The organism is Actinomadura sp. KC216, from assembly GCF_004348535.1.
Classification (GTDB): domain Bacteria; phylum Actinomycetota; class Actinomycetes; order Streptosporangiales; family Streptosporangiaceae; genus Spirillospora.
In genome coordinates, this window is the sequence record NZ_SMJX01000231.1 from 1 (window position 1) to 13656 (window position 13656).

General features: G+C 66.8%; 12 protein-coding genes. 7 read left to right on the top strand and 5 right to left on the bottom strand.

Annotated features, from left to right (window positions below):
- Positions 1-667: 667 nt before the first annotated feature.
- Positions 668-946, bottom strand: a complete 279-nt coding sequence (locus E1264_RS30550) for a hypothetical protein (protein ID WP_132178918.1) — start codon at positions 944-946, stop codon at positions 668-670.
- Between the two features lie 248 nt (positions 947-1194).
- On the opposite strand from E1264_RS30550, the gene E1264_RS30555 reads away from it, so the two are divergent.
- The 4 genes from E1264_RS30555 (at position 1195) to E1264_RS44835 (ending at position 4338) form a co-directional block, all read left to right on the top strand.
- Positions 1195-2031 carry an ATP-grasp ribosomal peptide maturase gene (locus E1264_RS30555; protein WP_132178919.1) on the top strand — a complete coding sequence of 279 codons (837 nt, stop codon included), beginning with the start codon at positions 1195-1197 and terminating at the stop codon, positions 2029-2031.
- The gene (locus tag E1264_RS30560) at positions 2018-2944 is read left to right on the top strand and encodes a methyltransferase domain-containing protein (protein ID WP_132178920.1); all 927 of its coding nucleotides are present in this window, start codon (positions 2018-2020) and stop codon (positions 2942-2944) included. The genes E1264_RS30555 and E1264_RS30560 overlap by 14 nt, the downstream gene beginning before the upstream one ends.
- Positions 2945-3318: 374 nt before the next feature.
- A complete protein-coding gene (locus E1264_RS44830; protein WP_207936445.1) occupies positions 3319-3696 on the top strand; it encodes a hypothetical protein in 378 nt (125 codons plus the stop codon).
- Positions 3697-3708: 12 nt separating this feature from the next.
- Entirely contained in the window at positions 3709-4338 is a 630-nt protein-coding gene (locus E1264_RS44835) for a hypothetical protein (protein WP_279491630.1), read from the top strand.
- 535 nt (positions 4339-4873) lie between these two features.
- Here E1264_RS44835 and E1264_RS30575 read toward each other — a convergent pair.
- From E1264_RS30575 to E1264_RS30590, 3 genes are all read right to left on the bottom strand, one after another.
- Positions 4874-5071, bottom strand: a complete 198-nt coding sequence (locus E1264_RS30575; protein ID WP_132178921.1) for a hypothetical protein — start codon at positions 5069-5071, stop codon at positions 4874-4876.
- Positions 5072-5859: 788 nt separating this feature from the next.
- The gene (locus tag E1264_RS30585; RefSeq protein WP_132178922.1) at positions 5860-6270 is read right to left on the bottom strand and encodes a hypothetical protein; all 411 of its coding nucleotides are present in this window, start codon (positions 6268-6270) and stop codon (positions 5860-5862) included.
- Positions 6271-6879: 609 nt separating this feature from the next.
- Entirely contained in the window at positions 6880-7236 is a 357-nt protein-coding gene (locus E1264_RS30590) for a hypothetical protein (RefSeq protein WP_132178923.1), read from the bottom strand.
- A 538-nt stretch (positions 7237-7774) separates the two neighbouring features.
- Between E1264_RS30590 and E1264_RS30595 the strand changes: the two genes are divergently transcribed.
- The 3 genes from E1264_RS30595 to E1264_RS30605 all read left to right on the top strand — a co-directional run bounded on the left by E1264_RS30595 (position 7775) and on the right by E1264_RS30605 (position 12688).
- Positions 7775-8254 (top strand): hypothetical protein, encoded by a 480-nt coding sequence (locus tag E1264_RS30595; RefSeq protein ID WP_132178924.1) that lies wholly within the window; start codon positions 7775-7777, stop codon positions 8252-8254.
- A 1637-nt stretch (positions 8255-9891) separates the two neighbouring features.
- The gene (locus E1264_RS30600) at positions 9892-11268 is read left to right on the top strand and encodes an aspartyl protease family protein (protein WP_207936447.1); all 1377 of its coding nucleotides are present in this window, start codon (positions 9892-9894) and stop codon (positions 11266-11268) included.
- A gap of 205 nt (positions 11269-11473) precedes the next feature.
- Positions 11474-12688 carry a serine hydrolase domain-containing protein gene (locus E1264_RS30605; protein ID WP_132178926.1) on the top strand — a complete coding sequence of 405 codons (1215 nt, stop codon included), beginning with the start codon at positions 11474-11476 and terminating at the stop codon, positions 12686-12688.
- A gap of 528 nt (positions 12689-13216) precedes the next feature.
- Here E1264_RS30605 and E1264_RS30610 read toward each other — a convergent pair.
- Positions 13217-13656: acyl carrier protein (locus E1264_RS30610; RefSeq protein ID WP_132178927.1), on the bottom strand; the 440-nt coding region annotated here is incomplete at its 5' end.

Here is a 13656-nt window from a genome sequence, read left to right on the forward strand (position 1 = left end):
CCTCAGAACCCGTGGAAGAATGGCAACCCACCAGTGCCCCCGCACCCGCCGAAACGTCCTGTGGTCACACCGCCAAAGGACGTTGACGATCCGGGGAAGGTGCCACCTGGCACTCCCACCATTACACCGATCCCACCGGCTCCATTCCGGCCCTTTGTCCCCCAACCGGTTCGTTTCAACCCGAATCCGCCACCCCTTCAGAAGCCGAGGGGCAAAGCCCTCCAAGACACCTGGCACAGGATCTCGGTGTTCCCCACCTAGAGGCAATACCTGCCTTGGTGGCGGCGTAGCCTCTGGCAGGATGCCGAGCCTGGACTTTTGGGGTTGGTGCTGGTGGCCGAGGGTGTTCCGGGGTTGTCCGGGCCTGGGGTTGTTGACCTCGGTGTATCCGCTGGGTCCAATTTGTTCTCCCGGCGAGTGCAGGCCGGGGCCGGACGGGCTGGGCTGCCCAGGCGGTGAACGAGCGCGGTGCTGAGCGGTGCCGGTTCCAGGTCCGGGCCGCCTCGCCGTCCCACGCGGCGGTGAACGCCACGGCGGCCTCCTCTGCGGAGACTTGGGCGAGGAAGGTGGACGTTTGTCCAGCTACCGTGCGAATTTGCGCGTGGCCGACGATGGTGCGGTCACAGAGTTGAATGTTGCTTTCCGGGATGGTCCTGGACCCAGTCGGTTACGTTGCCCCATTGCGGCGGTGGTCATCCCAGCGCCGCGTGAGGTCGGCGTGAAGGTGGATCCAGGAGTCGTCGCGGGTCTGGCTCGCCGTTCGCCACTGTCTGGCGAACGCCGAGGCGAAACAGTCGATGTCCGCCGCTGCGGCCTGTTCCCAGGACGGGAACTGGGACACCCACGTCTCGGCTTCGCTCGGCGAGTGCCCGGCCTTGAGCAGCCAGGGCATCAACATTGCCAACTCCAACCAGGCGGCACCGCGGGACACGAACGCCCAGTCCACCACATAGGCGCTGCGGTGCGGGCGGCTTTGCGGCGGGTGAGGTAGGTGAGCGTGTCCTGGATGAAGGTGGCGGGGAGCTGGGGTAGGGATTGGTGACCAAGCCGCGCCGGATGGCGTTCGGGGTGGCGGGCATGCGGCTCAGGCCGTTGGGCAGCGTGCACGTCAGCCACAGCTCCAGCCATTCGGCCGATTCGGGGCCGCGGAAGCACACCCCGGTTCAAGCCTGATGGCTCGGCTGCTCCAGGACGGTGGCGAGCGCGGCGGCGTGGCGCGTCACGATCATCCCTGATGGGACGGTGCTTGATCTGGCCGATGTCGCTGCGGTGTTCTACCGTCAGTCCCAGCCGTTCACCGTGCCGGAGGGATTGAGCGGTGCGGAGGAACGGTTCGCGCGAGTAGAGGGCCGGTTCGGGCTGAGAGGACTGCTGGCCTCGTTACCGGTGCGGTGGGTGCCCGGTCGACCTGGCCGGGTCGCCGACAGTGAGTACAAGCCGCTGCAACTGGCCACCGCGGCCCGGTGCGGGCTGCCCGTGACGTCCACAGTGCTGACCAACGACCCGGACTATGCCCGTTCCTTCGCTGGAGCCCACGAGCCTGGAGTGGTGTACAAGGCCCTGATGCACAAGGCCATCGCCGACGACGGTGACGTCCGCCTGATCCTCACCGCCCCCGTCACCCCGGCCGACATCGACGACCGTGTCGGAATGACGATGCACCAGTTCCAGGCCAACCTCGCCGACGTCAAGGAGTTCGACGCCCGGCTCCTGGTCACCCGGCATGGGCAGATCGGTGTCGCGATCAAGTCCGAGGACCCCCACGCCCGCCAGGACTTCCGGGCCCGGTACGACGCACTCACTTACCAGATCGTCAACATTCCCGCCGATATCGCCGAAGGGTGCCGCCGCTACCTGCGCTCGTTCGAGCTGGAGCTGGGCGTGTTGGACTTTTGCGTCGCCGCCCGGGGATGGCATTTCCAGGAGTGTGGCCCGGGAGCTCAATGGGCGTGGCTACAGGAGACCACCGGAGCGGCCATGGATGAGCTCGTGACCAAGGCACTGATCGGAGACGTGGATGACCTCGGTTGATGTGATCCCCGCCGCCCGCTGGCAGCCTTTGCTCGAGGCGCTGGCCGGTCAGCTCGCTGGCGAGAAGGTGCTGTCGGACCCGTCTTGGCGTTCGGCCTTTACTGCGGTGCCCCGACATGTGTTCGTGCCCAGGTTCTATGACGATTCCGTCGATCCTCCCCGTTGGGTCGACAGCACCGACCCCGCCTGGCTGCCCGGCGTCTATAGCGACGAGACTCTTGCCACCCAGTTGCTTCCAATGCCGGGCCAGCCCGGTATCCCGTACGTCACCAGCTCCAGCACCCGCCCCGGCTACATGCTGTGGCTGCTGCACCTGCTGGTGGCCGCCGACGACATGCGCGTCCTGGAGATCGGCACCGGCACCGGTTACAACGCTGCTCTGCTCAGCCAACGCCTCGGCGACCGCCAAATCACCAGCATCGACATTGACCCGCACCTGGTTGACCTGGCCCGTGGGCGACTCGCTAAGAGCGGCTTTCGTCCCCGGCTGGCCGTTCGTGACGGTAGGGCTGGACACCCTGAACACGCCCCCTACGACCGGAACATCGCCACCGTCGCCGTCGACCGCATTCCCTACGCCTGGGTGCAGCAGGTGCGTCCCGGCGGGATCATCCTGGCTGATCTGCGACCGGTCGGAATGATCCGCGGTGGCGCCATCGTCAAACTCACCGTCCACGCAGACGGCACCGCGACCGGTCGGTTGATCGACGGTGGCGTCGGGTTCATGTCCGCCCGCACCGACCCCGCGCACCCTGCGGCGCCGGACGTGCCCGCCATCGACAAAACCACCGTGTCAGAGCGACGTGGGTGCGGCGATCCTGAACGAACCTGCGCTAGCACTGACCGTAGGGCAGGACCTCCCGGGCATCACCGTCTTCCCCCGCCCCGACCGTCTCATGATCACCACACCTGACGGCTCATGGGCCGAGGCGACCCGCACCGACCCTGCGCGCATCAGCCACGCTGGTCCCCAAGACCTGTGGCACCGTGTCGAACAAGCCACTCGCCAATGGAACGCCATCGGGAAACCCGCGCTCGACACCTACACAATCACCATCACCCCAGGCGCCCAGTACCTCGAGTACGCCAATTAGCGTGGTTATCGGGCAATGCTCTACGCGGGAAGACCGGCTGGCGTTGTTGTGCCGTCGGCGCACCTGGGGATTGCGCTAGGAGCACGTTGACCTCCAGCAAGAGCAGTCGAGCGGCCGTAGAGATGTGCGGGCCAGCGCTAGACCGGAGGGGTGGGCCGTGTGCCGACCAAGGGCAGATTATGGATCTATGTCGATGCGACCCCACAGCGACGCCAGCCCCGAAGTTGAGCACGAGGCCGGGCGGTTGCGGCAATCCCTCGCCGACGTCCTCGCCGAGGACGGGCTCCTGAGTGACCCGGCTTGGCGTCATGTCGTCGAGACCGTGCCGCGGCACCGGTTCGTGCCTGGCTTCTACACCGACTCCGGCACCCGGTCTGAGGATGGGCTGACCGTGTGGGAACCGGTCACCGCCTCCACCGACCCGGACCGGTGGTTGCGCGAGGTGTACCGCGACCAGACATTGATCACTCAGTTCGACGGCGACGAACCCAACTGGAACCGGCCCGGCCCCAGAGTCGGCGGTGCCCCCACCTCGTCGTCCACGCTGGCATCGCTGGTGCTACGGATGTGACTGGACGCCGACCTGCGCGGCGGCCATGACGTCCTGGAGATCGGTACTGGTACCGGCTACTCCACCGCGCTGGCCTGTGAACGGCTCGGCGACAACGGCGACGTCACCTCCGTCGAAATCGACAGAAGCCGACTGGGCCAGGCCGCCCGTGCGTTGTACGGCTGCGGTTACCACCCGGACTTGGCCGTCGCGGACGGTGTGTACGGCTACTGGCCTTCAGCGCCGTTCGACCGCATCGTCGGGCACTGGGCCAGCGTCACCCACGACGCCCCGCCGCGTCCGGTCCGGCACAGCCCTCACCGCCTGGACGAGGCCACGAGCGAGGGCCTCTTCGGCCGGTTCCTCGCCCAGCTCGCCGCACCGGACGCCCAACTGGTCACTGAGAGGACCATCGACCAGGACATCCTGCACATGATCGATGTCAACACAGGTGCGGCGGCCACACTCATCCCCGACCACGCTCACGGGCATACCGTCCGCCAAGCGGGACCGACGCGGTTGTGGGACGCAGTAGAAGCCGCGTGGGACGCCTGGGACCTGGCCGGACGGCCGAGCCCGCGAGCCTTCCAGATGCGCGTGCACAACGGACGGCAGTCCATTACCCGTGAAGGCGCAAACGATCTGGCCTTCTCCCTGTATTGACACGCACGTGCGTTGCTGCCAGCTCCCAGCTCAAGATTCGGGGCACATCACCCAATGGGCGGGGCTGCAGGAGACCACCGGAGCGGCCATGGACGAACTTGTGACCAAGGCACTGACCGGAGACGTGGATGACCTCGGTTGATGCGATCCCCGGCCCTCACTCATAGAGGATCCTGCGGGCCGCCGATTCGATCGGCTCCGTCCGTCAGGTCCCCAGGCACCGTCCTCGCGCTGCCCAATGCTCGGTACACCGGGCCGCGTCCGCCTGGACCATCCACCGCGGCGATGCCCTCGCTGTTCTGTCCGCATTGCCGACCGATTCCAGCGACTACGTGATCACTGATCCGCCGTACAACCCAAGTGAGCAGTGATGTCCAGGCCCGGGCCCCTGAGCCCAGCAGCTCTGAGCGGTTGCGGTCATTCCGGACGCCATGCTCACACGAACATCTGGCGGAGGTCGATGCGAACTCCGCCAGATGTCACCACGTCACCGCCGGGGCACGGGAATCCCGTCCGGGCGGTCATGGCCGTGCTCTCAGGCGTTGATGTTCACGTTGAGGTTGTCGTTGTCGTTGTCGTTGTCGCCGCAGCAGCCGCAACCGCAGAAGTCTCCGGCCGTGACGGTGGCTGCCGGCGCCGACGCGACCGACGCCGACGCCGTCGCGGTCAGGCCGGTGGTCCCGGCCAGCACCGCACCGGCGGTCAGGACGAGTACCGTGAGAAACCTGTTCATGATCACCCTCTCGATTGATATCCGGTGGTCGCTCGGCGATCCTCCCCCAGATCGCTACTGTTCGTAACCATCAGATCGCTATTCGTTAGCAAAAGTTGCTGACGTGGGTGCGAGCCCTTACTGCATGAACCTCTCGCGGGAGGGAGCCGGGCGGCGCATGACCCGGTCCGAGCGCAGGCAGCCCAGGATCTGCACGGGCAGGCCGGTGAGCAGGTGCGCGATGCGGGGCGCGTCGTATCCGGCGTCCAGCCACGGACCGGCTGTGCAGGGTGGGGCGCCCGCTCACGCGCCGGCAGTTGCAGCGCGAAGTCGAGCGGAATCGGGCCGGCTATGAGGTCAAGTCCGAGCACGCTTAGGCCGCCGGAGCTGGGTCATCGAGTGCACCCTGTCCTGGCTGACTGGTTACCGCAGGCTCAACCACCGCTACGAACGCGCCCCGCAACCACCTTGCCCTTTTCGACCTCGCAGCAGCCCTGTGCTGCTACAAACGACTCGTCCGCCTCACCACATAGGACCCGGTCTAAGCCGGGCGTTTTGACTCGCCACGCAAGCCTGGGTGCGCGAAGCCCCGGACTCCGGTGCGTACGGGAGTCCGGGACTTGGCGGGTTTTCGTCGCCCGGCGCCGAGTTGTCGGCAGTGCGAGGTTTCAGCGACCGAGGGTGGTTCCTGCGCCCCTGCGGGGGCTCAGCTGATCGGGCGGATGGACCCGGCGCGTTCCTCGGCCTTCGGGAGCCGGACCGGACGGCCGGACAGTGCCGGGCCGGGGCGAGGGGTCGGGTCACTGGTTCTACTGCTTGATGGTGGCGTTGGCGAAGGTGAATTCGCCCCTCTCGAACGGTTGGGTGACGCAGTTGCCGATCAAGGGACGGAACTCGCCTACTCCCGTCTGTTCCCCGGTGGTGGTCAACACCGTACCCGCGGTGACGAAGTTCCAGTCGACGCTGACGGTCTTGGAGTTGCCCTGGGTGGTCTGCAAGGTGATGCGGGACTGGCCGTCGCCGGAGAAGGGGGCGACGCAGGAGGATTCGATCGACTGGGCGGTGAACCGCCACTCGCCTGTCTGGGTCGGGTCGACCGTCTCACCGTGGATCTGGCCCTCGCAGAAGGCGGGGCCGGGGTCGCTGGTGGCCGTGCGGGACCTGACAGTGGGGTCCAGCGGCGGGTTGATGGTGAATTCCGCGTTGAGCGCGCAGATCATGTTGGTGTCCTGAGCGTGGGCGATGCCTGGGGACAGGGCTGAGACACCGACGCCGGCGACGAGGGCGACTCCCAGCACGATCGAGGTCCTCCGCGCGGTTCTCGGTCGGGCGCGCTGCGGGGTGAGGGTTCCCGCTGTGGTTGGTTCCACGGCGATCTCCTGAGTTGGGGCGAGGCCCGGAACCGGCCTCGCCGGGTGGGGGATCGGCGGCATCCGGTGGCCTACCGGTCCTGATCACCCAGGCCCTCTTCAGCGCAGGGCCCTGGCCTGGACGTCTCCCCGGCCTGTCCCGGCCTGCCGCTTGGCTCCAAGCCTTCGACATCGGCCAAACCAGGGCAATCCCTGCGCAAACCAACATTCGTCACCGAAAGCTATGGACCCGTTACCGAATGGGCATGAGAGGGTCAGGCCTCCAGGGCCCTGTCTCCGCTCCCGCGGCCTGAAGACCCGCGTCCTGGTCGTTCTGGCCCTCGCTGGTTGGCGGCGGCCGACATCTTGCCAAACGGTGAGCCCCCTCGTGCGCCGGCGGACCCTGGCCGATCCTGACTGACGACGATGCCGCCTTGCGTCAGCTCGCCAACCGCCTAGCCGGCATCCTGCACGGCTGCCTCAAGCGGCACCCTGACAACGAAAACGACCGCTTGGGCGCATCACGCCGCCCCTGCCCGGCCGACCCTTCCTCGACCACGACCTGCCCAGCCGCTGATACTCGGCGGGCAGATCCACCACCCCGGCGGCCTCGTTGCCGGCCGGCACGGCCAGGGCCGGCGACCGCCGGGCCTGGCCGTGCTCAACCCTCTGGCCACCCTCGGCATCGCTTGGACCATCGTCCTGCTCGGCCAGCAACCGGGTCACCACCTGCTCGGCCGTGGCGATCCGCTCCAACTCGGCCTCGACCTCCGCCAGCCGCGCCTGCTCGGACGACAGCGCACGCCGTTCAGCGGTCCGGTCCAGCAGCGGATCCACAAGCCCATCCCTCCACGTCCTCGGTGATCTATCGCCTCCGGGCCTGACGACCCAAGATCACCAATGCCAGCGAACAGTCACGCACCGGGTGGTCGTGCGCTGGGACTGAATCGTCTCCTGGCGGTCGCGGTCGGGCTGGCGCTGCTGCTGTCCGGTCTGTCGGGAGTATCGGGCCGGTCGCGGAGAGGGCCGGGGCGCTGGCCCCGCCGACGGCCGAATGCCCGCGCGGGGACGCGAAGGCGGCGGCCGCGGCGGCACCGGCCGCATATCGGGCGGTGGTCGCGCCCGGCACGAAGCGGCGGCTCGCGCATGCGGGCGCCGAGATGGCTGGCCATTGGGCCGGAGGCCGTTTCGGAACCGGTCGAGATGGTATTCAGTGGCTGTCGGAAAAGCCACTGCCAGTCGGCCAGGGGGTGGTGCGACGGAGCAGCGCTTGGGCCGGAGGGTAGCTGACATGGGATCGGAGGCTCGAGCGCATGCTTATGAGAGCAGTCCGAACGCGTCCACATTGAACAGCTGAGCAGTTGTCGAGAAAGAGGTGCCGGCTCTCGATGGCCTGGTCGAGTCGGCCGCAGGCAAGCTGCAGTTCGGCCAGGTCGCCCAGAGCAATGGTCTTGTCACGGAGCTCGACAGCGCAGCGGTGGCGGATCGAGTTCTTGAGGGCGTTGATGGCGATGGGCTGCTCACCCAGAAGACTGTGAACCGTGGCCTGTTGGCGGGCGTGGTCGGCCTGATGATGGGTGCCGACAGCGATCCGTGGCTGGGAGTCACCTTCGAGTCTCGCCTTGGCCGTTCGGAAATGCTACTGAGTGCCGATCCTGTCTCCTGCAGCGGCGTGCGCCACGGCGGCCTCACTGTGCAGAAGTGCCTGGATTTGCGGTGGGGTTGGGGCGGCCTTGTGGTAAACTATTCTTTCTGGCCCTTGGTGGGCTGTCCGAGGCGCTCCGCGTTAGCGCCGTCAATTGCTGGACCGGGTCACCTGTCCAGTGCTGAAGTAGGTCACTCGGCCCGGCTTTGATCGTTTGCGAAACCCGCCATATCCGGGGTAATTTTTCCGATCAAGATGGCGGCTCATGACCTCGGCGATCAATTGTGGTGCATGAGGCCGTACGGCTTGGGCGGCAACAGTGCAATGTGAGTATGGATGCGCGACGCGGGTGCAGGATGAGAGGCGCCCCCCAGCACTTGGGCCTCGCCGGGTGTGGTGGCGGACCTCGACCCCCGCTCGTTACGGAGCACCGGCTTCACCAGGGTGGATGTGCGCACCGAGGTGAAGCCTTCGGGGAGGTGTTCGACGTATCGGCGGGTTTCGCCGACGAGGCGGACCGCCCAGGCGAATGGCCGGTCAGCACGACGCCTTGGTTCGTCGGCCCCTACATCACGAACGGATCGAGCCGCCCCGGGCCGTCTCGAGGCTCACGGCCAGGGAACGGCTGCCGCCACACTTCCTTGGGCATGTCTGGTATCGACGGGAGATCGGCGTGGGGGCTGTTTTAGGCGAACCGGGAGCTGCGGCAGTTGATGGCAACACACGGTCTTTCAGACAGTCCCCCTTCAGCGCGGCGGCGGCGTACGGGGGCTCATATCGCGTCCTAACCGCTCTCAGGAGAAAGCCGGTAGGCGGAACGGGCTCACGAGACACCCGATGCAACACGGTGCGTATGATGCACGTCAAGCTAAAGGAGAGCGTCAACCCGCCCTTCACCAACCACCTACATGCCATTGCGGCCCGACATGAGCCCTGCAGTGCACCACGCTGCGGCAATTGAGATGAATAGCCGAGACGGACACACTACGGTGGCCTGGCGATCGAGTCGAGATAAGACGAAGCCCGGCCAATGGGACGAGGGCACCCGTAGCCGACCAGAGTGGCCCGCCAGGTGAACGGGGTTGCCGGTACACGGGCGGCCCAGCGTCCTCTGGGCCTTGCATCCCTGGTGGAAGGACGCGGCCCCCTGCTGCCGACGGCGGCGGATGACGCCGGTGGCATAGGCAGGGGTCAGCGCAACGACGGCGGCGCGAAGCGGTACGGCGGCATGTGAAACCTCTGGTGTGGCGGAGGTTGTGGAAGTCCACCCGCCCTACCGGTGTTTATGTGTTCAAGCTGCTGATGTGATTTGTCTTTTGATAGCTGAGCAGTCGTCGGTAGACCACGTTGGCCAGGCGGCATTTGAGCGCGCGCCAAGGCCTCGCCTTGGACCCACCCCAGGCTGTCCCTGCGACCTGCCAATTCATGTTGGGACGAGCCCACTGGAAGCTGTACGAGCCGAACGGGAGGTTTTACCGGGGCCGCCCCAAGGACCGGTCCATGCGAGCCCTTGATATCCCGCCGTTCCTGGACGATCTGTTCGCCAGCCAGTTCGCGACGTCCTACGCCTGCACATGCCCCGGCACGGAAGGCCCCCTGGTGTCGGGGCGGCCAGTACGTCTTCCTGAGCCCGGAGCGCAGCCACTTCCGCCGTTCCAACGCCTGGTAGCCGAAACGTCGCCCGAGCGCGGCTGAGCGCTTCCAGCCGTGCTCGAACACGTTCAGCCGGAAGGAGCCGCAGAAGTCGAGGCATGGCTGGGTGGACGGCAACACGGAGGAAACAACGGCAATGGTCTCATGGGTCCCGGCTTCTGCTCGGATTCTCAGGCCGTGACCGATCGCGGCGTGTGCCGCAGATCGCCGCTGACATCGGTGGACGTGAGGAGTCGACTGTGCACGAAGAAGGAATCACCCAGGGACTGGAGCGACGGAAGTTTCTGCAACGCGCGGGGCTGGCGGCCGCGGTGGGGGCGACGCTGCCGCTGCTGGGTACGGGTGGCGCGAGCGCCTTGGCCGCTGTTCCATCGTCCGCAGGCGACCCTGACAAGCTGTTCAAGGACGGCCATTTCAAGCGCGCCGAGCAAGGCTACCGGCGCCTGCTGACAAAGGATGCCGACAACGCGCACGCGGCCGCGCAGATCGGTTACATCGCCCTGTTGTCCAACCGGTTCGCCGACGCAGAGAGGTTCCTGAAGCGCGCCGTCACGCTGAAGCCCGACGACGAGTTCTCCCTCTACCAGCTGGCTGACTGCTACGTCCGCCAGGACCGGCTGCGGGAGGCCGTTCCGTGGCTCCGCAAGACGGAGAACACCACTCACGCGGCGTACGCCACCCTGTACGAGCACATCAAGGGCACACCTTGGCGGGTGGACGGCCCACAGAGCACCCGGGTGCCGCTCCTGGGCATCGATCCCCTGCCGCATCTGCAGGTCTCTATTAACGGCAGACCGCCGACGACCTTCCTGCTCGACACCGGCGCGACCACGGCGGGCTTCAGCATGGACGTCGCCGCGGACGCCGGCCTGACGGCAATCTCCGAGAGCCGCGCGAAGATCGAGGACAAGGAGTACGTCATGTACCACGGCATCGCCGAGTCGGTGCGCGTGGGTGACATCGAGATTCGCAACGCTCCCGTGCACTGGAACGACGCCGTGCGGCCGAAGCTGCCCGATGACTCCGTGCCGCAGGGCACCCTCGGGACGGTGTTGTTCTACCACTTCCTGACCACCATGGACTACGGCCATGAACAGTTCGTTCTGCGCCGCAAGACCGAGGCTGGCCTGCGCAGGTTCCGTGCCCAGGCGGCGCGGCTCAAGGGCGACGTCCTGCCGCTGTGGCTGGCCAAGGATCACTTCCCCTGCACGCTGGGCTCCCTCAACGACTTCGGGCCTCGGGTCGTCACCTTCGACACCGGCGGGCCAGGCCGGGGCATCGGCACCTCGATCGACTTCGCGGAACGCGCCGGAGTCGAGCTCGGCGAGCCGGAGGAGTCCAGGGGCGGGGTCCGCTACCCCATCGCGCCGGAGCGGAGCAGCCTCGGCAAGGCGACCCGGCGGCGCGTCAAGGGGTATGCGAACGAGAATCCCAAGGTCGGTGCCGGGATGAAGTTCGACACCATCGCCAACTTCACCCATGAGTTCTTCGAGTCCTTCGCCATCACCTTCGACTACACCCACATGAACCTGTACATCACCGGCGACTCCATGGACCCGGATGCCCGATAGCCCCTGCCTCGCCCCACGTCGCGATACTGCGAGACCAGGCCGGTGTGGTCGCTCGGGTGTCAGCGCCTGAGCGACCACGTTCGAGCCAGCCTCTGGGCACCGGCATCGCCCGAGCGGCGGCAAGCCGCTCGTCAGCGTCCCCCGCGCCCCCGGAAACTTCTCCGATAACCGGCTCGTGGCCCCGGGCCTTTGGAAGGCACAGGCAATGGAACAGCGCGAACCCGCACAGCCGTCCCGACGCTCGGCGCTCGGCTTGCTGAGCACCGCCTCCCTGGCTGCGAGTGGTGTGCTCGCCGCCCCCGCTCCCGCCGCCGCCGACACCGGGGCTTCTCGGACCGGACGTGTTCCGAAGGAACTGCTCCCGGGTGGAGAGTTCGACGAGTTCCTGGCGCGCCGCGCCGAGCAGGACCAGTTCTCCGGGACAGTCCTGCTTGCCTATCGCGGCGATCCCGTGCTCACCAGGTCCTACGGCATGGCCGACGCGTCCCGCTCCATCCGCAACGGCCGTGACACCGTCTTCGGCCTCGCCTCACTGACCAAGATCTTCACCGCCTTGGCCGTAGGACAACTCGTCGAGGAGGACAAGCTGAAGCTGCACGAGACGCTGGGCGCCTACCTCGACGGCTTCTCCGAGGCGGCCAAGCAGGTCACCGTCCATCAGCTGCTCACCCACACCGCCGGCATGGGCCATTACCCCAACTCGCCCGACTTCGACGACGGCATCAGGAAATGGGCCAGCGCCACCGAGATGATGGACGGCGTCATGGCCATCATCCGGGGCATGGAGCAGCAGCCTGATCCGGTGCCCGGCACCCGGCACAGATATAGCAACTCCGGTTACTTCATCCTGGGCGCCCTCGTGGCGGCCGTCTCCGGCCAGAGCTATCACGACTACGTACGCCGCCACGTGCTCGCGGCGGCCGGCATGAAGCGCTCCGACCTCTACACCCGCCCCCAGATCCTCGCCGACCGCGGCATCGCGCACCCCTACTACACCCAGAAATCCGGTGAGCGCGCCGACTTCACCACCAACGAGAACTTCGGATACGTTGGCGGCCCCTCGGAGGGCGTCTACGCCAGTGCTCCCGACCTGCTCACATTCGTCAGGGCGCTGGGCAAGGGGAAGGTCCTGGGCGACGAGTTCACTGAGTTGTTCACCAGCGGCAAGGTGGTCCTCGCCCCGACCGACCCGCCCGTCACCGTGGGCCAGTGCCGATTGTACGGATACGGCTTCCGCAACACCTTCCTCGGCGGGCGGCGTGTTCTCGGGCACTCCGGCAGCGGTCCCGGCAGATCAACCAACCTCGACATTTTCCCAGGCCTGGACTGGGTGGCCGTAATCCTCAGCAACTACGACACCCCCGTCGGGCCCATCGTCGACAAAGAACGCGAGCTCATCACCCGCCTCGCCAGCCGGTAACCGGTTCTGAACGGATCACTGCGCTTGCCGCAAACTACGTCTGTGCAGGTGAGATCGCCTGCCCGGCCACCACCAGTGATCCGACATGCGCTTGGTCGCCGGGCTCACGGAACCTCCGGGGCGGCCAGCGCGAGCCAGCACAGATCCCCTGAACCCGGACATGAGTCTTCGGCTGACCGCGAATATTCGTGTACGAGTCCGTCATCGCCCATGGCCCCGGCTCCGTGAACCGCGCCGGGTACGAGCCCATCAGCTGCCCGGCGAAAAGGACGTTCGTGATGGACATATGAACCAGACATGCGATTGGGCAGCGAGTCCGACGACCCGTAGTGCCACGGCCGTACCAGCCCTCAGGCACATCAGAGCCGTGCCGACCGACCTGAGTGATGAGTTGTCGCGCCGGCAGCCGTCATGCCTTTAGTTCGATGAGATTCGGCCCCGGACAGCAAGGCCCCGGCCATCAGCTCTGGCCATCAGAGGTACCCGATGATGTGGTGAGACTCTGGGATGTGGCCACCGGTCAGGCGACTAGATCGTTCGAGGCTCCTGGGGCGGGGGCACGAGCTGGAGGAGTAGGTCGCGTGCGAGGTGGTCGATGCCTGTGGCGTTGACGACTTGCACAGTGGCGAGTTCGCAGTTGAGGTTCCGTCGGATGCTGACGGTGAGTTCGCTGGCGAGCAGCGAGTCGACGCCCAGGTTCTTCAGGGCGATGGTTTGGTCGATGCGCTCGGCGGGGATTCGCAGCAGCCTGGCGAGCAGCTCGGTGAGAGCCTGGCGTACCAGGTCCGCTGCCTGCGGGAGGTCGAGCGTGGCGATCTGCGCTTGCAGGGTGCGTGCGCCGTTGTCGTCCTGGGGGACGGCAGAGAGGACATGGGCGTGGCGGGGGACGTCGCCGGCGGCGGTGGCGGGGCGGACACGGTTCCAGTCGACGTGGGCGACAACGGTGGTGACGTCCGTCTGGGGATGGG

What these genes read in the sequence shown, in the direction of transcription:
- E1264_RS30605 (WP_132178926.1), top strand. Translation starts at nt 11,474, where the DNA reads ATGGAACAGCGCGAACCCGCACAGCCGTCCCGACGCTCGGCGCTCGGC.
- E1264_RS30560 (WP_132178920.1), top strand. Translation starts at nt 2,018, where the DNA reads ATGACCTCGGTTGATGTGATCCCCGCCGCCCGCTGGCAGCCTTTGCTC.
- E1264_RS30585 (WP_132178922.1), bottom strand. Translation starts at nt 6,270, where the DNA reads ATGATCTGCGCGCTCAACGCGGAATTCACCATCAACCCGCCGCTGGAC.
- E1264_RS44830 (WP_207936445.1), top strand. Translation starts at nt 3,319, where the DNA reads ATGCGACCCCACAGCGACGCCAGCCCCGAAGTTGAGCACGAGGCCGGG.
- E1264_RS30575 (WP_132178921.1), bottom strand. Translation starts at nt 5,071, where the DNA reads ATGAACAGGTTTCTCACGGTACTCGTCCTGACCGCCGGTGCGGTGCTG.